The 20760-nt window shown below is 73.3% G+C and carries 20 protein-coding genes; 14 read left to right on the plus strand and 6 right to left on the minus strand.

All coding sequences use genetic code 11. The features are described 5' to 3' along the window. Positions 1–61 precede the first annotated feature (61 nt). The 6 genes from H4O22_RS07100 to H4O22_RS07125 all read left to right on the plus strand — a co-directional run bounded on the left by H4O22_RS07100 (position 62) and on the right by H4O22_RS07125 (position 7077). Positions 62–661, plus strand: coding sequence for a hypothetical protein (locus H4O22_RS07100; RefSeq protein WP_244963142.1), 600 nt, complete (start codon positions 62–64; stop codon positions 659–661). A 15-nt stretch (positions 662–676) separates the two neighbouring features. Further along, a complete protein-coding gene (locus H4O22_RS07105; RefSeq protein WP_182526316.1) occupies positions 677–2137 on the plus strand; it encodes an APC family permease in 1461 nt (486 codons plus the stop codon). Between the two features lie 83 nt (positions 2138–2220). Beyond that, a complete protein-coding gene (locus H4O22_RS07110; protein WP_182526317.1) occupies positions 2221–3558 on the plus strand; it encodes a class II 3-deoxy-7-phosphoheptulonate synthase in 1338 nt (445 codons plus the stop codon). A 5-nt stretch (positions 3559–3563) separates the two neighbouring features. Further along, positions 3564–4556 (plus strand): threonine aldolase family protein, encoded by a 993-nt coding sequence (locus H4O22_RS07115; RefSeq protein ID WP_182526318.1) that lies wholly within the window; start codon positions 3564–3566, stop codon positions 4554–4556. Positions 4557–4609: 53 nt separating this feature from the next. Further along, positions 4610–5347: a response regulator transcription factor gene (locus tag H4O22_RS07120; RefSeq protein WP_182526319.1), complete on the plus strand. Its 738-nt coding sequence runs from the start codon at positions 4610–4612 to the stop codon at positions 5345–5347. A 74-nt stretch (positions 5348–5421) separates the two neighbouring features. After that, positions 5422–7077: a PAS domain-containing hybrid sensor histidine kinase/response regulator gene (locus H4O22_RS07125; RefSeq protein WP_182526320.1), complete on the plus strand. Its 1656-nt coding sequence runs from the start codon at positions 5422–5424 to the stop codon at positions 7075–7077. On the opposite strand, the gene H4O22_RS07130 is transcribed toward H4O22_RS07125, so the two are convergent. Continuing rightward, the gene (locus H4O22_RS07130) at positions 7065–8018 is read right to left on the minus strand and encodes an NADase-type glycan-binding domain-containing protein (RefSeq protein ID WP_182526321.1); all 954 of its coding nucleotides are present in this window, start codon (positions 8016–8018) and stop codon (positions 7065–7067) included. The genes H4O22_RS07125 and H4O22_RS07130 overlap by 13 nt on opposite strands. Then, entirely contained in the window at positions 8018–9067 is a 1050-nt protein-coding gene (gene aroF, locus H4O22_RS07135; RefSeq protein ID WP_182526322.1) for a 3-deoxy-7-phosphoheptulonate synthase, read from the minus strand. The genes H4O22_RS07130 and aroF overlap by 1 nt, the downstream gene beginning before the upstream one ends. A 194-nt stretch (positions 9068–9261) precedes the next feature. Here aroF and H4O22_RS07140 point away from each other — a divergent pair, with 194 nt between their 5' ends. From H4O22_RS07140 to H4O22_RS07160, 6 genes are all read left to right on the plus strand, one after another. Continuing rightward, positions 9262–10053, plus strand: a complete 792-nt coding sequence (locus tag H4O22_RS07140; RefSeq protein WP_182526323.1) for a hypothetical protein — start codon at positions 9262–9264, stop codon at positions 10051–10053. Positions 10054–10220: 167 nt separating this feature from the next. Beyond that, entirely contained in the window at positions 10221–10814 is a 594-nt protein-coding gene (locus H4O22_RS20375; RefSeq protein WP_220451311.1) for a DUF222 domain-containing protein, read from the plus strand. 252 nt (positions 10815–11066) lie between these two features. Continuing rightward, positions 11067–11462: an HNH endonuclease gene (locus H4O22_RS20380; RefSeq protein ID WP_220451312.1), complete on the plus strand. Its 396-nt coding sequence runs from the start codon at positions 11067–11069 to the stop codon at positions 11460–11462. Between the two features lie 179 nt (positions 11463–11641). Further along, positions 11642–12874, plus strand: coding sequence for a glycosyltransferase family 4 protein (locus tag H4O22_RS07150; RefSeq protein ID WP_182526324.1), 1233 nt, complete (start codon positions 11642–11644; stop codon positions 12872–12874). Next, the gene (locus tag H4O22_RS07155; RefSeq protein WP_220451313.1) at positions 12871–13818 is read left to right on the plus strand and encodes a Gfo/Idh/MocA family protein; all 948 of its coding nucleotides are present in this window, start codon (positions 12871–12873) and stop codon (positions 13816–13818) included. The genes H4O22_RS07150 and H4O22_RS07155 overlap by 4 nt, the downstream gene beginning before the upstream one ends. Then, on the plus strand, positions 13815–14915 hold the full coding sequence (locus H4O22_RS07160) for a zinc-dependent alcohol dehydrogenase (protein ID WP_220451314.1): 1101 nt from the start codon (positions 13815–13817) through the stop codon (positions 14913–14915). The genes H4O22_RS07155 and H4O22_RS07160 overlap by 4 nt, the downstream gene beginning before the upstream one ends. 9 nt (positions 14916–14924) lie before the next feature. Here H4O22_RS07160 and H4O22_RS07165 read toward each other — a convergent pair whose 3' ends face one another. Genes H4O22_RS07165 through H4O22_RS07180 form a run of 4 tightly spaced genes read right to left on the minus strand, consistent with a single transcriptional unit; the run spans position 14925 to position 18956 of the window. Then, positions 14925–15827, minus strand: coding sequence for a DMT family transporter (locus H4O22_RS07165; protein WP_182526325.1), 903 nt, complete (start codon positions 15825–15827; stop codon positions 14925–14927). Then, positions 15824–16726, minus strand: coding sequence for a deoxyribonuclease IV (locus H4O22_RS07170; RefSeq protein WP_182526326.1), 903 nt, complete (start codon positions 16724–16726; stop codon positions 15824–15826). Before H4O22_RS07170 ends, H4O22_RS07165 begins: the two co-directional genes overlap by 4 nt. Before the next feature lie 59 nt (positions 16727–16785). Then, entirely contained in the window at positions 16786–17448 is a 663-nt protein-coding gene (locus H4O22_RS07175) for a response regulator transcription factor (RefSeq protein ID WP_182526327.1), read from the minus strand. After that, a complete protein-coding gene (locus H4O22_RS07180; RefSeq protein ID WP_182526328.1) occupies positions 17445–18956 on the minus strand; it encodes a sensor histidine kinase in 1512 nt (503 codons plus the stop codon). Before H4O22_RS07180 ends, H4O22_RS07175 begins: the two co-directional genes overlap by 4 nt. Positions 18957–19196: 240 nt before the next feature. Here H4O22_RS07180 and H4O22_RS07185 point away from each other — a divergent pair, with 240 nt between their 5' ends. Further along, the gene (locus H4O22_RS07185) at positions 19197–19811 is read left to right on the plus strand and encodes a signal peptidase I (protein WP_182526329.1); all 615 of its coding nucleotides are present in this window, start codon (positions 19197–19199) and stop codon (positions 19809–19811) included. A 42-nt stretch (positions 19812–19853) separates the two neighbouring features. Next, positions 19854–20675 carry a hypothetical protein gene (locus H4O22_RS07190; RefSeq protein ID WP_182526330.1) on the plus strand — a complete coding sequence of 274 codons (822 nt, stop codon included), beginning with the start codon at positions 19854–19856 and terminating at the stop codon, positions 20673–20675. Positions 20676–20760: the final 85 nt, after the last annotated feature.

Here is a 20760-nt window from a genome sequence, read left to right on the forward strand (position 1 = left end):
GCAGGGGTACCCCCGCCGGCCGTCCCGGCATGCGGCCCGCACCCGGGGGGTACACCGCGGCGTGACCGACCCCGCTGCTGACCCCGTCGCCGACGTGCGCCGTGAGCTCCGCGAGGCGCTGAAGCTGGTCGCCGTGACCCTCAAGGAGGGCGGCGTCCCGTTCGCGCTCGCCGGCGGCTACGCGCTGTGGGCCCGCGGCGGCCCGGAGCCCGACCACGACGTCGACTTCGTCGTCGCCGAGGACGACGCCGCGCGGGCCGCCGAGCTGCTGGCCGAGCGCGACCTCGAGGTCGTCCAGCCGCCGGAGGACTGGCTGTTCAAGGTGTACGTCGGCCGCTCGATGGTCGACGTCCTGTTCCGCGTCAACGGGCGCACCGTCGAGCGGGGCGCGCTGGCGGAGGTCGACGAGGTCGAGGTCGAGTCGGTCCGGATGCCGGTGCTCTCCGCGACCGCGCTGATGGGCCACAAGCTCAACGCGCTCGAGGAGCACGCCTGCGACTTCGGCACGGTGCTGCCGGTGGCCCGCGCGGTGCGCGAGCAGGTCGACTGGGACGAGGTCCGGCGGGAGACTGAAGGCAACGACTTCGCGGTCGCGTTCGTGGTGCTGCTCGAGCGACTCGGCGTCATCGAGCCCGCCGCAACGTTTCCTGCTAACGACTGAGGGGACCCTGATCACATGAGCACCAGCAGCGGCGCGGAGACCGTCGGCGAGCAGGACTCCGAGCCCGAGCTGAAGCGGGTGATGGGGCCCAAGCTGCTCCTGCTGTTCATCGTCGGCGACATCCTCGGCGCCGGCATCTACGCCGTGACCGGCGAGATGGCCCTGGAGGTCGGCGGCATCGTCTGGGTGCCGTTCCTCGTCGCGTTCGCGGTCGCCACCCTGACCGCGATGTCCTACCTCGAGCTGGTCACCAAGTTCCCCGAGGCGGCGGGCGCCGCGCTCTACACGCACAAGGCGTTCGGCATCCACTTCGTCACGTTCCTCGTGGCCTTCGCGGTGATCTGCTCGGGCATCACCAGCGCGTCCACGGCGTCGAACCTGCTCGCCACCAACCTGCTGGCGGGGCTCGACTCCGCCGGGATCGACGGCATCCCGAGCGAGAGCAACACCGCGATCACGGTGGTGGCGATGGGGTTCATGGTCGTGCTCGCGGGCATCAACCTCCGCGGCGTCGGCGAGAGCGTGAAGTTCAACGTCATCCTGACCCTCATCGAGATCAGCGCCCTGGTGATCGTGATCGTCATCGGCCTCGTCGTGGTCGGTCGCGGGGACGGCGACCTCGGCCGGATGGTGGTCTTCGAGTCCGGCTCGGAGCGCGGCCTCTTCCTCGCGGTCACCGTCGCGACGGCGATCGCGTTCTTCGCGATGGTCGGCTTCGAGGACTCGGTCAACATGGTCGAGGAGGTCAAGGACCCCGAGCGGACCTTCCCGCGGATCATGCTCACCGGCCTCGGCATCGCCGTGGTCTTCTACGTCCTGGTCTCGATCTCCGTCGTCGCCGTCATCCCCGAGGGCGAGATCGAGACGGTCGTGGCCGAGGAGGGCCGGGTCCTGCTCAACGTCGTCACCACCGGCGCGCCGGGCCTGCCGATCGACAAGATCTTCCCGTTCCTCACCGTCGTCGCCGTGGCCAACACCGCGCTCATCAACATGCTGATGGCCAGCCGCCTGCTCTACGGCCTGGCCCGCCAGGACGTGCTGCCGCGCTCGCTCGGCAAGGTCCTCCCCATCCGTCGTACGCCGTGGGTCGGGATCCTGTTCTCCACCGTGCTCGCGCTCGGCCTGATCATCGCGGTCACCTTCCTCGCCGACACCTCCGTGATCGCGGCGCTCTCCGGCACCACCGCCCTGCTGCTGCTCTGCGTCTTCGCGGTCGTGAACATCGCGTGCGTGGTGCTGCGCCGGGTTCCCGACGGCCGGTTCACGGCGCCGACCTGGACGCCGTACGTCGGGGCGCTCGCCTGCCTGGCGCTGGTCGGGCCCTGGGCGCGCGACCGCGAGGACTGGGTCCAGTACCGCGTCGCGCTCGGCCTGCTCGTCGTCGGCCTGGTGCTGTGGGTCTTCACCTGGCTGACCAACCGCGGCATCCGGGCGAAGAAGACCGGCTTCCGCGACATCGAGCACCTCGAGGACTGACCGGCCGGGACCCGCCGGCCGGGGCAGTCTCACGCCCCTCCGCCGAATCGGGGCCGTGCGGCGTCCCGCCGTACCCTGGAGGGGTGAGCAGCATCCCCGACCTCGCGAGCCTGCACGCCCTCGGCGCGGCCCAGCAGCCGACCTACCCCGACCGTGGCGCGGTCGACGCCGCCGTCGCGCGGCTGCGCACGATGCCGCCGCTCGTCTTCGCCGGCGAGTGCGACGAGCTCAAGGACAAGCTCGCCGCGGTCTCCCGCGGCGAGGCGTTCCTGCTCCAGGGCGGCGACTGCGCCGAGACCTTCGCCGGGGTGACCGCCGACAACGTCCGCAACAAGCTCCGCGTGCTGCTGCAGATGGCGGTCGTGCTGACCTACGCCGCCTCGGTCCCGGTCGTGAAGCTCGGCCGGATCGCCGGCCAGTACGCCAAGCCGCGCTCCAGCGACATGGAGACCCGCAACGGGCTCACGCTGCCGGCCTACCGCGGCGACGCCGTGAACGGCTTCGAGTTCAGCCCCGAGTCCCGCGTGCCCGACCCGCAGCGGCTGGTCGACGTCTACCACTCCTCGGCGGCCACGCTGAACCTCGTGCGCGCCTTCGTCACCGGCGGGTACGCCGACCTGCGCCAGGTGCACACCTGGAACACCGACTTCGTCCGCGAGTCGCCCGTCGGCCAGCAGTACGAGCAGCTGGCCAACGAGATCGAGCGCGCGCTGACCTTCATGCAGGCCATCGGTGCCGACCCCGACGAGTTCCACCGCGTCGACTTCCACTCCAGCCACGAGGCGCTGGTGATGGAGTACGAGCACGCGATGACCCGCATCGACTCGCGCACCCAGCTGCCCTACGACGTGTCCGGCCACTTCCTGTGGATCGGCGAGCGCACCCGCCAGCTCGACGGCGCGCACGTCGAGCTGCTGCGCCACATCCGCAACCCGATCGGCGTCAAGCTCGGCCCCACGACCACGCCCGACGACGCGCTCGCGCTCGCCGCGCGGCTCAACCCCGACAACGAGCCCGGGCGACTGACGTTCATCACCCGCTTCGGCGCCGGCAAGATCCGCGAGGGGCTGCCGCACCTCGTGGAGAAGGTCGCGGCGTCCGGCATCGATGTGGCCTGGGTCTGCGACCCGATGCACGGCAACACTTTCGAGGCCAGCTCGGGCTACAAGACCCGGCGCTTCGACGACGTCATCGAGGAGGTCCAGGGCTTCTTCGACGTGCACCGCGCGCTCGGCACCTGGCCCGGCGGCGTGCACGTGGAGCTCACCGGCGACGACGTCACCGAGTGCGTCGGCGGCGGGGAGGACCTCGCCGAGGTCGACCTGGGCAACCGCTACGAGTCGGTCTGCGACCCCCGCCTCAACCGCGTGCAGTCGCTGGAGCTGTCCTTCCTCGTCGCGCAGATGCTGCGCAAGGCCTGACGGGCGTGATCGACCTCCGGTCCGACACGCTCACCCGGCCCACGGAGGCGATGCGCGCCGCGATGGCGCGCGCCGAGGTCGGCGACGACGTGTACGGCGAGGACCCGACCGTCCGCGCCCTCGAGGAGCGGGTCGCCGACCTGTTCGGCCACGAGGCGGCGCTGTTCACGCCCACCGGCTCGATGGCCAACGTGCTCGCCGTGCGGTCCCTGGTCGGTCCCGGCCAGGAGGTGCTCTGCGAGTCGCGCGCCCACATCGCGCGCGCCGAGCTGGGCGCGCACGCGGCGTACTCCGGCATCACGATGCGCACCTGGATCCACCCGCGCGGCCAGGTCGACCTGCCCGTCGTGCGCAGCCTGTTCGCTCCCGACATGGGCCCGTTCTTCGTGCCGACGGCGGCGATCTCGGTCGAGAACACCCACAACTTCGCCGGGGGAGCGGTGCTGCCGCTCGAGGACCTCCAGGACCTGCGCGAGTTCGCCACCGCCGCCGGTGCCGCCGTGCACGTGGACGGCGCGCGGATCTGGAACGCCCACGTCGCCACCGGCACCCCGCTGCGCGAGTACGGCGCGCTCGCCGACGTCCTCGCCGTCTGCCTGTCCAAGGGTCTGGGCGCGCCGGTCGGGTCGCTGATGATCGGGACCGCCGACGCGATCGCGGAGGCCCGGGTCTGGCGCAAGCGGATGGGCGGCGGCATGCGCCAGGTCGGCATCCTCGCGGCCGCGGGCCTGCACGCGCTCGACCACCACGTCGAGCGGCTCGCCGAGGACCACGAGCACGCCCGGCTGCTGGCCGAGGCGTGCGGCGGCGACCCCGCCACCGTCGAGACGAACATCGTCGTGGTCGACCGCCCCGACGCCACCGAGTACGTCGCCCGCGCGCGGGAGGCCGGCGTGCTCGTGAGCACGGTCGGGCCCACGGCGGTCCGGCTGGTCACCCACCTCGACGTGTCCCGCGACGACGCGGAGCGCGCCGCCGCGGTGCTCGCGGCTCTGTAGCTCCTCGCGCCGGAGCCCTCATACGGAGGGGGGTACGTGCCGATGACCCCGGCATGACCGCCGCGCACTCCCTCGAGCATGCCGCCGACCGGTCCCGTCGCGCGCCCGCCAACCGGCCGACGGCCCTCGTCGTCGAGGACGCCGAGGAGTTCGTCCGGATCTCGGCGCGGATCCTGGAGCGGGAGGGGTTCGAGGTGCACATCGCGAAGTCGGGGGAGCGGGCGATCGACATCGCCCGGGTGCACGACTACGACCTCCTGCTCCTCGACGTGGCGCTGCCCGGCATGGACGGCTTCGAGGTCGTCCGCCAGCTGCGGACCTTCAGCGACGCCTACGTGCTGATCGTGACCGCCCACGACACCGAGGTCGAGAAGGTGATCGGCTTCCGGCTCGGGGCCGACGACTACGTCACCAAGCCGTACTCCCCGGCCGAGCTGGCCGCCCGGATCGGCGCCGTGCGCCGCCGTCCGCGCGCCCCGCGCGCCTCGGAGGTGCGGACCGCCTGCGGGATCGTCCTCGACGTCGCCGCCCGCGAGGTCAGCATCGGCGGCCACCCGCTGCCGCTGACCCGGATCGAGTTCGACCTGCTCCGGGCGCTGGCCGGCGCGCCCCGCCGGGTCTTCGCCCGCCGCGAGCTGCTCGAGGACGTCTGGGGCCACGCGCACGGCGACCTGCGGGTCGTCGACGTGCACATCGGCAACCTGCGCCGCAAGCTGCGCAAGGCCCCCGGCGCGCCCGACCCGATCGTCACCGTCCGGGGCATCGGCTACCGCCTCGAGTCCGGCGACTAGGCCCCACCCGGTCTTGCCGGAATCCACACGGTCCCTTGGGGCCGACTTGCGGCAGCCCTGCCACGGTGGAGGACGTGTCCGACCTGATGCCCGGCGTGCCGCTCGTCGCCGCGCTGGTGGCGGGCGTCCTGGTCGTCGTCCTGCTCCGCCAGCGTGAGCGCGCGGTGCGCGAGCTCCGGGCGGTGAACGACGAGCTGTCGTTCTACTCCCGCGTGGTGCGCGCGACCGACAGCGCGCTGATCGCGACCGACCCCGAGGGCCGGATCGTCTGGGCCAACAAGGCCTTCGAGCGGTCCTCCGGCTGGCTGCTGGCTGACGTGCGGGGCCGCGACGCCATGGAGTTCCTCGACGGCCCCGCGACCGACCCGGACACCGTCCGCCACCTGCACGCCTGCATGGCGGGCGAGGAGCACGTCCGGGTCGAGCTGGCGCTGTACGCCGCCGACGGGCGCGAGTCCTGGGTGGCGCTCGGCGCCTCGCCGGTGCACGGCTCCGGGGGCGCCGTCGAGGGCTACTTCGCGGTGCTCACCGACCTGACCGAGCGGCACGAGGTGGCCCAGCTGCACGAGGCGGCCCGGCGCACCGCCGAGCTGGCCGCGGAGGAGCAGGCCGCCTTCCTGGCCACGATGAGCCACGAGATCCGGACGCCGCTCAACGCGGTGCTGGGGCTCACCGACCTGCTCCTGCGCACCGACCTCGACGAGGACCAGCGCGACTTCGTCCGGACCGCGCACCACAGCGGCGGCCACCTGCTCGCGCTCCTCAACGACGTCCTGGACTACTCCGCGCTCGAGTCGGGCCGGATCTCCTACGCCGACGAGCCGTTCTCGGTGCGCGGGCTCCTCGACGAGACGGTCGCGAGGTTCGCCCCGGTCGCGGCCCGCCGGGGTGTCGCCCTGCGGCTGGTCTGCGCCGACGACCTCCCCGACTCGCTCCGCGGCGACACCTCCCGGTGGCGCCAGGTGCTCGTCAACGTCGTCGGCAACGCCGTGAAGTTCACCGAGGCGGGCTCGGTCGAGCTGCGCTGCGACGCCGAGGACCTCGGCGACGGCCGCACCGAGCTGCGGGTCACGGTCACCGACACCGGCATCGGCATCCCCGACGACCGGATCCCGGCGCTGTTCTCGTCCTTTGCGCGCGGGGACGCCTCAACCACGCGCGAGCACGGCGGCACCGGGCTCGGGCTGGCGATCTCCCGCGGCCTGGTCGAGGCCATGGGCGGCACGATCGCGCTGACCTCCGAGGTCGGCCGCGGCACGCGGGTCGAGGTGCGGATCGCCCACGAGCGCTCCGTCCTCGCGCCGTCGGTCCTCGACGAGCCCCTGGACCTCCCCGAGGTGGACGGGCTCAGCGTCCTCGTGGTCGAGGACGACCCGGTCAACCGCAAGGTGGTGACCCGGATGCTCGACCGGCTCGGCATCGTGCCGACCGTCGCGGTCAACGGGCACCAGGCCGTCGACGCGACCCGCGCCACGGCGTACGACGTCGTGCTCATGGACATCGAGATGCCGCTGATGGACGGGCTGACCGCGGCCCGCCTGATCCGCGCCGCCGACGGCGGCGCCGGGCCGGGACGGCGGCCCTGGCTCGTCGCGCTCACCGCCAACGCGCTCGGCGGGGACCGCGAGCGGTTCCTCGACGCGGGCCTGGACGACTACCTCAGCAAGCCGGTCGCGCTCGACGCGCTGGGCGCCGCCCTGGCCCGGGTGCCGGAGCGTCAGCCGACCTGAGCCGGGGTCCCGACCAGGGTGACCTCGCTGACGGCGGTGAAGTCGCGCCGCGCCGGACCGGTCCCGGGGGTGCTCACCTCCAGCAGGCGGAGCACCACCGTCGAGGTCGTGGCCCCGCCGACCCGCACGGTCTGCAGCGCCCGGCCCTCCGCCAGCTCCTGCGGCACGGTGGTGCCGTCGTCGAGCACCCACTCGACGGCCAGCACGCGGCGGTTCCCGGAGTACCAGTCGAGCACCCCGTCACCCGCGCCCGTCGCGGTCTTGGCGTAGCCGTTGACCAGGCCGACCGACCGCAGCCGGGTCGGCTCGGGGAGCGTGAAGGTGATCTCGCTGCCGGTGCCGTCGCCCGGCATCCGCCAGGCGGTGGTGGGGTCGCCGTCGAGCATCCGGTCCGCGGTGTAGCGGGTCGTGCCGCCGTCCAGGTCGGTGCTCTCCGGTGCGGTCGCCGGCACGTCGGCGCTCGCGAGCGGGGCGACGTCCTCGGGCTGCTGCCTCGGCTCCTTGGTCTTCGCCGGCTTCTGGGGCTTCTCCGGCCGCGCGGGCGTCGCGGGTGCCGTGGGCTGCTCGGTCCGCTGCAGCTCCTGCGCCGACGAGGTCGAGGGCGGGGTCCGCCGCTCGCTGCCCTCGTCGTCGTCGCCGTCGTCGTCCGCCAGCAGCAGGACGCCGCCGCCGAGCGCGACCGCGAGCAGCACCGCGCCGGTCGCGAGCGCGACCACCAGGCCCGGGCGCCCGCCCCGCCGGTGCCGGTGCGCGGGCGGGGTGGCGGCAGGGGTGGGTGCCGGAGTCGGTGCGGGCGGGGGCACAGCCTCGTCGGCGTACAGCGGGAACCGCGCGGACGACGGCGCCGGCGGGAACGGCGGCGGGGGCGGCGGGGGCGGCGGGCGTACGGCGGGGCGCTCGGCGGTGCCGGTGCGCCAGTCGTCCGGGTTCTCGTCGTTCATCAGGAGCTGCGGACCAGGGTGCTCGCGTCGGCCCGGCCCAGCATCGGCGGCAGCCGGCGCACGGCCTGGGCCAGCTCGCGCAGCTCGGTGCCGGGGAGGGCCTGCGCGCCGTCGCAGAGCGCGGTCTCGGGGTCGGGGTGCACGTCGACGATGATGCCATCCGCGCCGACCGCGATCGCAGCGCGGGACAGCGGGACGACCAGGTCCTTGCGCCCGGTGGCGTGCGAGGGGTCGACGATGACCGGCAGGTGGCTGGTCGCCTGCACCACCGGCACCGCCGAGAGGTCGAGGGTGGTGCGGGTCGCGGTCTCGAAGGTCCGGACGCCGCGCTCGCACAGGACCACGTCGAGGTTGCCACGCTGGGCGACGTACTCGGCCGCCATCAGCCACTCCTCGATCGTCGCGGTCGTGCCGCGCTCGAGCAGCACCGGCTTGCCGGCGTCGCCGACGCCCTGGAGCAGCCCGACGCTGGTCATGTCGCGGGTGCTGACCTGCAGCATGTCGGCGTGCTCCGCGACGACCGCGACGTCGCGGGGGTCCACGACCTCCGTCACGATCGGCATCCCGGTCGCCTTCCCGACGCTGACGAGGATCTCCAGCCCGGCCAGGCCCAGCCCCTGGAAGGCGTACGGCGAGGTGCGCGACGTGAACACGCCGCCGCGCAGGATGGTCGCGCCGGCCGACCGCGCCATCCGGGCCGACTCGAGCGTCTGCTCCGCGGTCTCCACCGCGCACGGGCCGGCCAGGAGCGTGAAGGTGTCGGGGCCGATCGGCACCCGGTGGCCCGCCGGGCCCACCCACACCGTCGAGCGGACCGGGTGGTGCTGGCGGCTGACGAGCTTGTACGGGTCGGAGATGCGGTGCACGTCGGCCACGCCGCGCAGGGTCCGCAGGTTGAGGTGGTGGAAGGAGTCGATGTCGCCCACCAGCCCGATGATCGTGCGGACGACGCCCTGGGAGACGAAGGCCTCCCCGCCCACGCCCTCGACGCGGGCGACGACGTTCGCGATGTCCTCGTCGGTGGCGTCGGGGGACATGACCACGACCATGTCCGTGACGCTAGGCCACCCGCTCGCGTGCGGCGAGGGTTATCCGGCCTGCGGATCGTGCTGTCGCGGAGGGGTACGCCGAGTCGGCGCTTGTGTTCCGGTTGGGGGGGGGGGGGGGGGGGGGGGGGGGGGCGCCGAGTCGGCGATCCTCGGATCTTCATCAAGTGCGACGTCGGCCGGCCGAACGGTGAGGCGTGACGAAGTTCCGCCCGTACTCGCGCCGCGTCCTCCGGCAGCGACGGAGAGCCTGGATCACGCGGAACGCGGTGTTCCTCTCCGTTGTGTGTCTGGGGCTCCTCGGCGGGCTGGGTCTGGCCACGGTGCTGCTGACGACTGGTCAGATGACACCGTTCCGGTGGTACCTGCTCGGCGCCGTCCACGCCGGCGTGGTCGCCGCCTGCGTCCAGATGCTGTACGTCGCGTTCATCGCCCAGGACCGCCATGCGCTCCAGCACCTGCGCGGCGCCTGGGGCGAGGAGAACACCCGGGACGAGCTGCGTCGGGCGAAGCGCAAGGGCCTCATCTGGGGCTGGGTGGACAGCATCAACCTCAAGGCCGGGGACCTCGACCATCTCGTCGTCACGCGGCGCGGCGGCCTCGTCACCATCGACTCCAAGTGGCGTACCAGCACCGATCCACAGCAGACCGTGGACATGGCGCGCGACGCACGGCGCGCCAAGATCCGTGCCGAGGGGGTGAGCAAGTCGGTGCTGGCGAGCACCCGAGGGTCGCGGCACCGGGCACGCACGAACCCCCTCGTCGTCCGTCCCGTGGTCGTCCTCTGGGGCGCTGCGCAGCACGAGGTCCCGGAGGGCGCCGTGGTTGACGGCATCGAGTTCGTCTCCGGGCGCCGTCTCGTGACGTGGCTGGCCCAGCTCGACGGCGATCCGGTCAGCAAGCACGCCGGGCGCGATGCGCTCACCAGGTTCAAGGAGTTCCGTGCCAGCGCATGGGACACGACGGACAGCCGGCACGCGAAAGTCTGACCAGTTGGTTGGGGACAACCTATTGCTGTTCGAACAGACGTTCGATAGAATCGGGACATGTCCCCGACCCCCGCACCGCTCGCCGACGGCACCGGTGTGCCCGGCGCGGACCGGGTGGCGTCCTGGGCGGCCGGGCTGGTCGAGCCCGGGTTGAGCGACGCGAGCGGGTGGATCGGATCCGGGCTTGTGAGGACCTCAAGGCGCAACTGTGCGCCGCCCAGGCCCGGCTGAGCGTGGACCTGGACGTCTCCCAGTGCGAGGAGCAGACCCACCGCGGAGTCCCGGCCGACCAGCGGGGCCGTGGGGTGGCCGGCCAGGTCGCGCTGGCCCGGCGGGAGTCCCCGCACCGCGGCGGCACCCACCTCGGGCTCGCGAAGGTCCTGGTCCACGAGATGCCGCACGCGCTGGCCGCGATGGAGGCCGGGGTGCTCTCCGAGTGGCGGGCCACCCTGGTGGCGCGGGAGACCGCCTGCCTGTCCCGCGAGGACCGCGCCGCCGTGGACACCCGCCTGTTCGCCGACCCGGCCACCGCCGAGGGGTGGGGGGACCGGCGATTGGTCGCGGAGGCCAAGAAGATCGGCTACACCCTGGACCCCCGCGCCGTGGTCGACCGGGCCCGCCGCGAGGTCTCCGAGCGCCGGGTCAGCGTCCGCCCAGTGCCGGAGACGATGTCGCAGGTCACCGCACTGCTCCCAGCCGCGCAGGGGATCGCGGTCTGGGCGTGCCTGGGCGCCACGCCGACCGGCTCCGCGCCAGGGTGACCCCCGCACCCGGGACAGATCATGGCCGACACCCTGGTGGTCCGGGTCACCGGCCAGGACACCGCCGAGGCGGTGCCGGTCGCGGTCAACATGACCTCTCCGACCAGACCCTGATCGCCGGGGCACCGACCCCGCCTGGCTGGGGGCCATGGACCGATCCCGGCCGCGCTGGCCCGCGAGCTCACCGCGAGCGCGGCCGAGCAGGCCCTCGCCACGCTGCGCAAGCTCTACGTCTCACCCACCACCGGCCAGTTGACCGCCCTGGAGTCGGTCGCCCGGACCTTCCCCGCCGGGCTCAGGTTGTTCCTGGACCTGCGGGACCAGTCCTGCCGCACCCCCTGGTGCGACGCCCCCGTCCGCCACCACGACCACGTCGAGGACTGGGCCGCCGGTGGTCCCACCACCGAGGTCAACGGTCAGGGGCTGTGCGAGCAGTGCAACCACACCAAGCAAGCCCCCGGCTGGACCGCCACCACCGACCCACCCGATCCATTCGACGCAGAATCCAGTCGACATCGGGTCACCACCACCACCCCCACCGGGCACCGGGTCACCTCGACCGCACCCGACCTACCCCGACCCGCGATGCAGATCCACACCCTCACGACCCGAGAGCAACGACTCCTCGAGCTCGTCCTCGCCGTCTGAGACCGCGCCCTCAGGCGCAGTCGATCCCGAGGAAGCAGCCGTGGCTGGCTACCGCCCGTACTCTGATGGACACCGCTCGGGGCCAGCTAGCTGGGCGCCCCGACGCTCCCGCGTCGCATGGGACGCGATCCTCCGGGTACCGCCCCGCACCCGTGTGCGGCGCGGAGGAGGAGGTGTGCGTGACCAAGTTCGTGGACGAGAGCGCTCTCGGAGTGACGACCTGGGACTCGCCTGTGCGGGTGGACCCGCTCGACGGCGACGGCGACGGAGCCAGCAGCGCCGGGTCCGGCGGTCTGCCGTCGGTCGACCTGTACACACCCTCCGCGGATCCCTCGGGGATGGGCGCGCACATGGTGTGCCTGGCCGAGGAGTACCTGCGCGAGGGCCGCCGGGTGACCCTCATGTACTGGGCCAACGACAAGGCGGAGCGCATGTTCGCCCCGATGGAGCGCCGCGGGGCGCGGCTCGCCCGCCTGCCGCACCCCCGGGATCCCGGGTTCGCGGCGGCCATCGCCGACGACCTGCGGCGTCACCCCACCGAGGTCTTCCACCTGCACGTCGGCACGGGTCGGGAGAACTGGGACGCCGCCCGGACGGCGAGGGCGATGCGCGTGCCGGCCGTCGTGCAGACGCTGCACCTGCCCTGGCTCGTGCACAACCGCCGCAAGCGGGCCCTGGCGCTCACCGCGCTCGAGCCCGTGGACCGGGTGATCATGGTGTCGCGCCGCCAGAGCGCGACGTACGAGAAGATCGGCGTCCCCGCCGACCGGATCACCACCGTCCCGAACGGCGTCCAACCCCGCGCCTGGTCGCCCGGCCGCGACGCGGCGCGCCGAGAGCTCGGGCTCCGTCCGGAGCAGCCGGTCGTGCTGACCGTCGGCCGGCTCACGGTGATGAAGGGCCAGCGCGACCTGGTCGACGCGGTGCCGGCGCTGGTCCGGCGGTTCCCCGACCTGGCCGTGCTCCTGATCGGGGACGGTCACCTCCGAGCCACGCTGCAGGCCCAGGCCGAGCGCCTCGGGGTCGAGCACGCCGTGCGTTTCGTCGGCCACCGCACCGACGCACGCGAGCTGCTCGACGCCGCCGACGTGTTCGTGCTGCCCTCGCGGCACGAGGGCATGCCCCTCGCCGCGCTCGAGGCGATGGAGGCCGGGCTGCCGGTCGTCGGCACCCGGGTGATCGGCACCTCCGAGGCGGTCGAGGACGGCGTGACCGGACTCCTGGTGCCGCCGGGACGGCCACCGGCGCTCGCCGAGGCCCTGGACGACGTGCTGAGCGACCCGCTCCTGCGCCGACGGATGGGAGCGTCCGGGCAGCGCCGCTACCTGACCCGCTTCACGGCGACGAGGATGGCGCAGAACACGGCTGCCGTGTACGACGAGGTGCTCGCGAACGCTGCGGTGCTGCCGTGACCCAGCGGCTGCGGGTGGGGTGCGTCGGCACCGGGTTCATCGCCGGCAAGCACCTGGCCGCGCTGTCGGCGTTCGACGACGTCGACATCGTGGCGGTGGCCGACGCCGTGGCGCCCCGGGCCGTGGCGGTGGCCGCCGAGCACGACGCCCGGTCCTACGCCGACGGCCAGACGCTGATGGACACCGAGGACCTCGACGCGGTCTGGTTCTGCGTCCCGCCCTTCGCGCACGGCGTGCTGGAGGAGACGGCCGTACGGCGCGGCCTCCCGTTCTTCGTCGAGAAGCCCCTGGCCCACGACCTCGCCACCGCGGAGCGCCTCGCGCTGCTGATCGAGGACGCCGGGCTGACGACGGCGGTCGGCTACCACTGGCGCTACCTCGACCTGGTCGACCGGGCCCGCGAGCTCGTCGCGGACCGGCCGCCGGTCCTGGTCAGCGGCTTCTGGCTCGACGGGACCCCGCCGGTGCCGTGGTGGGTCGACCGGGACCGGTCGGGCGGACAGCTGGTCGAGCAGACCACCCACGTGCTCGACCTGGCCCGGCTGCTGGTCGGCGAGGTGAGCGAGGTGGTCGCCGCCCACGTGCCCGCCGAGGACGACGAGCACGTGCCGCTGGCCTCCACGGTCTCGCTCCGCTTCCGCTCCGGGGCGGTCGGCGGCGTGTCGTCGGCGCGGGTGCTGCCCTCGCGCCACCGCGTCGGCCTGCACCTGGTGGGGGAGGGCTACGCGCTCGAGCTCACCGAGGCCGCCATCGTCGACCACCGGCTGACCGTCACCACCGCGGCCGGGTCGGTCTCCGAGCGGAGCCTCCAGGACCCGATCGCCGCCGAGGACCGGGCGTTCCTCGACGCGGTCGCCGGGAGGGGCGACGACGTCCGCAGCCCGTACGCCGAGGCGCTGCGCACCCACGCGCTCGCCTGCGCCGCCGAGCGGCCCGCGTCGTGACCGCCGCCCGCACCTGCCGCTCGCTGGGGGTCCGCGCCCCCTTCGAGCCGGCGTTCTTCGAGCTCGAGCTGCCCGAGGTCGAGGACGGCGGCGTCCGGGTGGTCACCCGCTGGAGCGGGCTGTCCGCCGGCACCGAGCTGGCCTACGTGAAGGGCACCGACCCCGGCTTCACGTCCTACCGCGACCCCGACCTCGGCGTCTTCGTCCCGGGGCGAGCCTCGCGCAGCTTCCCGGTGCGCGCCATGGGCTACATGGAGGTCGGCGAGGTGGTCGAGACCCGCCGCGACGACGTCGCCGTGGGCTCGCTCGTCGGCGCGGCGTACGGCCACCGCTCCGAGCACGTGCTCGGCCCGGCCGACGTGCTCGTGCCGGTGCCGGAGGACGTCGACCCGGTGCTCGGGATCTACCTCGCGCAGATGGGGCCGATCTGCGCCAACGGCCTGCTCCACGCCGCGGCCGAGCTGGCTCCCGGCGAGGACGTCGCGCTCGGCGACGGGGTCCGCGACCGGCGGGTGGTCGTCACCGGGGCCGGGGTGGTCGCACTGCTCTCCGCCCTGCTCGCCCAGGAGCACGGCGCCGCCGAGGTCGTGGTGGCCGACCCCGACCCACGGCGGCTCGAGGTGGCCGGGCGGCTGGGCCTGGAGACCGTCGACACGAGCGCGACCGAGCTGTGGCGCTGGGCCAAGGGCCGGTGGCGGCACGGCCCCGGCGACCGCGGCGCCGACCTGGTCCTGCAGTGCCGCGGCCAGAGCGCGGTGCTCCACGAGGCGCTGCGCGCGCTGCGCCCGCAGGGCACGGTGATCGACCTGGCGTTCTACCAGGGCGGGGCGGCGGACCTCCGTCTCGGGGAGGAGTTCCACCACAACGGCCTGACGATCCGGTGTGCCCAGATCGCCCGGGTGCCGCGCGGTCTGGCCCCCTCGTGGGACCGGCAGCGGCTGGCCGCGGAGACCGCCCGGCTGCTCCGCAGCCGTGGCGAGGACCTGCGCCGGGTCCTGGTCACCGACGTCGTGCCGGTCGACGAGGCGCCGGCCGCGATCCTCGCCCTGGCCCGTCGCGAGCGCGCGACCACGCAGATGGTGCTCGCCTTCGACTAGCCGCGCCGCTCAGACCGCCAGGTGCTGGACCTCGCCCTCGACCTTGCGGCGCGGGGCGACCTCGACGACGAGCATCGCGGTGAGCACGAGCACCCCGCCGATCGCCATCCGGGCGGTGACCGACTCCCCGCCCAGGAGCACTGCGAAGAACGCCGCGAACACCGGCTCCATGCTCATCACGATCGCGCAGCGGGTGGGCGGGAGGTGCGCCTGCGCCCAGGTCTGCCCGATCAGCGCCAGGGCCCCGGCGATCAGCGCCATGTAGACGATCGAGAGCCAGTCGCGACCCTGGTCCGGCAGCACGATGCCGTCGGGCGCGGTGGCGACCAGGCAGACCACCGCGATCACCAGGAGCTGCATGATCGACATGCCCAGCGCCTCCTGGGCGTTCGACCACGCGCCGAGCCCGACGATGTGCAGCGCGTAGAGCACCGCGGCCACCAGCGTGATCGCCTCGCCGTACCCGACCGAGAACCCGTCCAGCGTGAGGACGCCGAGGCCCGCCGTCGCGAGCGCCACGGCGCCCCAGGCGAGGGGCGTGATCCGGGTGCGCAGCAGCACCGCGGCCAGCAGCGGCGTGCACACGACGTACATGCCGGTGATGAACCCGGAGACGCTGGCGGGGGTGTGCGCGAGGCCCGCGGTCTGCAGGATCTGCGCGACGCCGTACACCCCGCCGAGCACGACCGCCCGGCGCCGGGCCTCCGCGGAGAGCCGGAGGAGGGCGCGCGGCGCCACGGCGACCATCACCACGCCCGCGATCGTGAACCGCACGGCGAGGAAGTCGAGCGTGGGCACCCGCTCCAGGAGGTCCTTGATCAGGAAGAACGTCGATCCCCAGCTGGCGGTCATGGCGAGCAGCACCAGCGTCGCCAGCAGGGAGGTACGCCGGTCGACCGGCGCCGTGCTCATGACACCCTCATCGCCTTCAGCAGCCCGATGCCCGCGTCACCGTGGTCGCGCGACCCCGGCGTCTCGAGCACGAACGGGACCCCGTCCGTCGCAGGGTGCGCGAGCAGCTCCTCGAACGCGCCGAGCCCGATGTGCCCCTCGCCGAGCTTCTGGTGCCGGTCCTTGAACGCGCCGCGGACGTCCATCGAGTCGTTGGCGTGCACCAGCCGCAGCCGCCCCGGACCGCCGATCTCGACGACCCGGTCCAGGGTCGCGGTGGCGCCGCCGGGCTCGTCGAGGGGCGCGCCCGCGGCGAACACGTGGCAGGTGTCGAGGCAGATCCCGGCCTTGGGGTGGTGATCCAGGGCGTCGAGGTACGCCGTGAGGTCCTCGACGCCGGCGCACAGCGACCGGCCCTGGCCCGCCGTGGGCTCGAGCAGCAGCCACGGCGCCGACTCGCCGGCGACCGCGTCGAGCAGCGGCAGCAGCCCGTCGCGGACCTGGCGCATCGCCGCGGCGTACCTCGCCTCGCCCTCCTCGGCGGACGGCTCGACGAACGACCCGGTGTGCACGACCACGCCCTCCGCGCCGATCTCGGCGGCGCGGCGCAGGTTGTGGGCGACGGTGGCGACCGAGCGCTCATACGTCGAGGCGGTCGGCGACCCCAGGTTGACCAGGTACGGCGCGTGGATGAAGACCCGCAGCCCGCGCTCGGCCGTCGCCGCGCGGAAGGCCGCGTCCTCGGCTGGCTTGCCCGGCGAGAGCGCCCAGCCGCGCGGGTTGCCGACGAAGACCTGGAACGTCTCGCAGCCGAGCTCCTCGGCCGACGCGAGCGCGCCGGCCACCAGCCCCTTGCCGACCAGGACATGGGTGCCGACGGGGTTGCGGAGGGCAGGCGCGGGCTGAGCGGGACGAGGCACGCACAGACGCTATGCCGCCGGGCTGCCCAGCACGGAATCTGGGTGACCAGGCCAGGTGGTCAGGCCGGGGGGACCCACCCGCCGCGCCTCGCCAGTGCCACCGCCTGGAGCTGGGACGTCACGCCCAGCTTGGTCAGGATCGCATGGACCTGGCTGCGCACCGTGGCCTCGCTGACGTGCCATCCGACGGCGATCTCCCGCACGGACCGGCCTTCCTGGAGCGCTTCGAGCACGCTCGCCTCCCGCGTGGAGAGGCGGGCGAATCCGGCCGCGACGTCGCGCTCCTCCACGGCAGCGGCACGCCATCGCCGGATCAGCCCACGACGGTCCTCGGGGGAGAGCAGGTCCTCGCCGCACGCCGCTGCCGTGATGCCGGTGAGGAGCTCGTCGAAGGGCCGGGACTTCTGGAGCACGCCGACGGCGCCCTGCTCGAGCACCGCACCATGACGCAGGGCGTCCGTCGACGCCGTCATCACGAGGACCCGGGCCCCCGCGGCGCGCAGGGGGCGGACCAGGACGGTGCCGTCGATCGAGTCGCCGAGGTCGAGGTCGAGGAGGACCAGGTCCGGGGTCGTCGCGGCGATCTCGTGCACGAGATCGGGGCCCGGGGACGGCTCGACGGCACGTACCGCGAACCCCTCGGCGGTCAGCGCGGCGACCAGGCTGTCGCTCAGGAGGCGGTGGTCGTCCACCAGGGTCACCCGCACCGGGCGAGCAGTCATCGCGCCGTGCCGAGGAGGCCGTGGGCCCCGACGACCGGGTCGGCCGGCTGCAGCTCCCGGACGGCCTCGGCGGAGGGGAGCGTCAGGACGAAGTGGCAGCCCGCCGCGTGACCGCGCAGCTCGAGGTCACCGCCCTGCTCACGCATCAGCTGGCGCGCGATGAAGAGGCCGAGGCCCGTGCTGAGGCGGTGACCTCCGTGGACCCCTCGCTCGAAGACCCGAGCGGCGAGGCCGTCCGGCATGCCGGGGCCGTCGTCGACGACGTGGATCTCGACCAGGCCCGGGAGGCGCTCCACGTCCACGACGGTCCGGGCGCCCGGACCGTGCCGGGCCGCGTTGATCAGCAGGTTGTGCAGCACGGTGGCGAGGTCGCCGGGACGACCCAGGGCGGTGCCGTCCAGCCGGGCGAACCGGACGCGTGATCCCGTCGCGCGCCGGGTCGCCACGACGTCCCGCACCGCGGCGGCCACGTCGAGCTCGACGCGAGGGTCGGCCTCGCGGCGCTCGAGCAGCCGCTCGACGTGGTTCACCTCGGCCAGGGCTGCCTGTTGCAGGGTGCTGATGGTCGCCGCGTCGAGGTGGGCGGCGTAGCGCTCGAGGGTGCCGAGGGCCGAACGGAGTCCCGCGAGGGCGTTGGTGGCGTCGTGCCCGAGGTCCTCGCGCCACGCGTCCCGCTTCGCGACCGCGGCCGTCGCGGCCAGGAGCTCCCGCTCCAGGACCGCCTGGTCGGCTCCGGCAGCGACCTCGACGTCGGCGAGCGCGTGGTGCATGGCGGTGCACGCGACGGCTGCCGTGACGAGTGCGGCGGCCACCGCGAGGCCGTCGCCCGCCGACGACGGGAGCAGCGCCACGGCGTACAGCGCGGCGGCGGCACTCATGCCGGCGAGCGGCAGGATCGTGCGGCCCGCCCACGCGCAGGCGCCGCGGCGCCGTACGGCCAGCAGCGCCAGCAACGCCCAGGCCACTGCCGTCCCGGCCCGGACGCAGGCAGCCCCCGACCCGCCGTACCGCAGCGCGTCGGGAAGGAGCCCGCTCATGGCCACGAGGGCCGACGAGCCCAGGGTGACGAGCGAGGTCGCGGCCACGATGGTCACCACGGGGCGGGGACGCGCCCGGGACGACAGCAGCAACGCGTGCGCCAGGAGGGCGACCACCGCGGCGGTCAGCAGTGCTGTCCTGATCTCCTCGGGGGCTGCGCCGGTCAGCTCGGCGCGGGCAGGCCCCGGCTGCAGCTGGGACAGCAGACCCACGCCCAGCACGACGAGGGCGGATCCGACCACCGCTCCGGCGCGGTCGCGGTGGACCCGCCAGCGCGCGGTCCGCAGGGCGCCGGCGGACACGAACAGCCCGAGGGCGATGACCTCGAAGGTGGTGACGAACTGGTGCGTCGCCAGCCGGCCGGTCTCCGCGAGCAGCGTGAGCACGGCGACCGCGACCCCGATCGCGACGCTCTGGACTCGCGACAGCGCCGGATGACGCGCGAACGCGCGACGACGTGGATGGAACATGGTGCTCGACAACGGCCCCCCCGCTGGTACTGCATCCCCCAGGACCGACAGGTCCGCTCCGCAGTATGGGATCGGGCCGACCAGCTCGCCATGACGCGAAGTGGTCATTGACAACTGGCCCGCAGGTGCGAGCGGGACCCGCAGATCGACCTTTCAACGAATTTGCTGATGAGCCACAGGTCGTCGGCCCCCCAGATTGATTCCGCACTCGCATTCGAGCTCCTGGGGGGAGGAGAGCACGTGAAGATCGCTGCGCTCATCCGCGTCACGACCACGGTCCTGGCCACGACGTTCGCCGTCGTCGGAGTCCTGCTCGTCGTCCTCGTGCTGTTCGCCCGCACCGAGGACAACGGCGTGACCCGCATCGCTGACCGTCCGGTGATGACGGTCCTCAGTGACTCGATGACGCCGGCGTTCGAGGCGGGCGACGTCCTCATCGAGAAGTCGGTGACGGGCGAGGAGGACCGGCTCGAGGTCGGTGACGTGATCACCTTCCGGGCCGCCCAGGACGAGAACGCCTTCGTCACGCACCGCATCGTCCGGGTGAAGGGCAGCCCCGAGACGGGGAACGTCAGCTACCGCACCCAGGGCGACGCGAACAACATGATCGACGACTCGCCCGTCATGCCGGAGCAGGTCGTCGGCGCCTACTCCTTCCACGTCCCGAACGCCGGGTACGTCCTCGACTCCGTGCAGACCCCGAAGGGGATCACGGTCCTGGTCCTCCTGCTCGGCGTCTTCCTCTTCTTCCCGGTCCTCGCCAGGTGGTGGCGGGCGGCCGGGGACGACGACCTCGACAGCGAGGTCGACGTCGACGTCGACGCCGACGAGCCCAAGACGCTCGAGTCGGCCTGAGTTCTTCACAGCATTCAGCATCAACAATCGAAGGGAAACACCATGAAGTTCAACAAGCGCCGCGCAGGCGTCCTCGTCGGTGGCGTCAGTGCCGTGGGGGCGCTCGCCGCACTCACGTTCGGCGGCACGTCGGCGCTGTTCAGCTCCGAGGTTGGTCCGCAGGAGAACACCATCACCGCGGGCTCCAACTCGCTGACCGAGAACGACGACGTCTCGGAAGAGCTGACCCTCGCGGGCCTCATGCCTGGCGACCCCTCGGCGATCAGCAAGTTCGGTCTGGAGTACGCCGGCAACGACTCCTTCGTCGGGATCGACCTGCTCGTCACGTCGGTCGCCCAGAAGGCATGTGCGGTTCCCGGTATCGCCAACACCGCCGACCTCACGGACGCGCAGCTCGCCAGCTGCATCGAGACGGGGACTCAGCCGATGTACAACGGCGTTCCCGGCTCGGGTTCTTTCGACATGACTGTCACCCCCTACAACTTCAACGGACCCACCTTCAACACGCTGATCACTGACACTGCGCTGCAGGCCGCGACGACGTGCTCGGCTGACGGCGCCGGCCTCATCACCTGCGTGGCGGAGAAGAAGAACATCGTCTCCATCCCGCGCGGTTACTCCGGCGCTGCCGACAACCTCATCTGGAAGGACGGCGACGACACCAACATCGAGATCCGCTCGAAGCTGCCGCTGTCCGCCCCGAACGCCTTCCAGGGCAGCAACGTGACGATGGACGTCACGGCTCACGCTGTCCAGGCCGCGAACAACGGCGGGACCTTCGCGGAGCGCGACATGTCCACCACCGTGCCCAGCGGCACCAACTCCGGTCACGCGGCCGTTCTCTGGCCCAAGACCTGGAGCTGATCCCACCAACCCCCACCCGAAGGGCGTCGTGATGATGTCTGGAAACACCGGCCACGGTGTCGCGGGCTCGACCGGATTCGTCCGG

Origin of the sequence: Nocardioides dongkuii, assembly GCF_014127485.1 — a bacterium.
Classification (GTDB): Bacteria; Actinomycetota; Actinomycetes; order Propionibacteriales; family Nocardioidaceae; genus Nocardioides; species Nocardioides dongkuii.

Coding starts and splice junctions, on each gene's coding strand:
- H4O22_RS07105 (WP_182526316.1), top strand. CDS start 677: ATGAGCACCAGCAGCGGCGCGGAGACCGTCGGCGAGCAGGACTCCGAG.
- H4O22_RS07120 (WP_182526319.1), top strand. CDS start 4,610: ATGACCGCCGCGCACTCCCTCGAGCATGCCGCCGACCGGTCCCGTCGC.
- H4O22_RS07130 (WP_182526321.1), bottom strand. CDS start 8,018: ATGAACGACGAGAACCCGGACGACTGGCGCACCGGCACCGCCGAGCGC.
- aroF (WP_182526322.1), bottom strand. CDS start 9,067: ATGGTCGTGGTCATGTCCCCCGACGCCACCGACGAGGACATCGCGAAC.
- H4O22_RS07165 (WP_182526325.1), bottom strand. CDS start 15,827: ATGAGCACGGCGCCGGTCGACCGGCGTACCTCCCTGCTGGCGACGCTG.
- H4O22_RS07175 (WP_182526327.1), bottom strand. CDS start 17,448: ATGACTGCTCGCCCGGTGCGGGTGACCCTGGTGGACGACCACCGCCTC.
- H4O22_RS07180 (WP_182526328.1), bottom strand. CDS start 18,956: ATGTTCCATCCACGTCGTCGCGCGTTCGCGCGTCATCCGGCGCTGTCG.
- H4O22_RS07190 (WP_182526330.1), top strand. CDS start 19,854: ATGAAGTTCAACAAGCGCCGCGCAGGCGTCCTCGTCGGTGGCGTCAGT.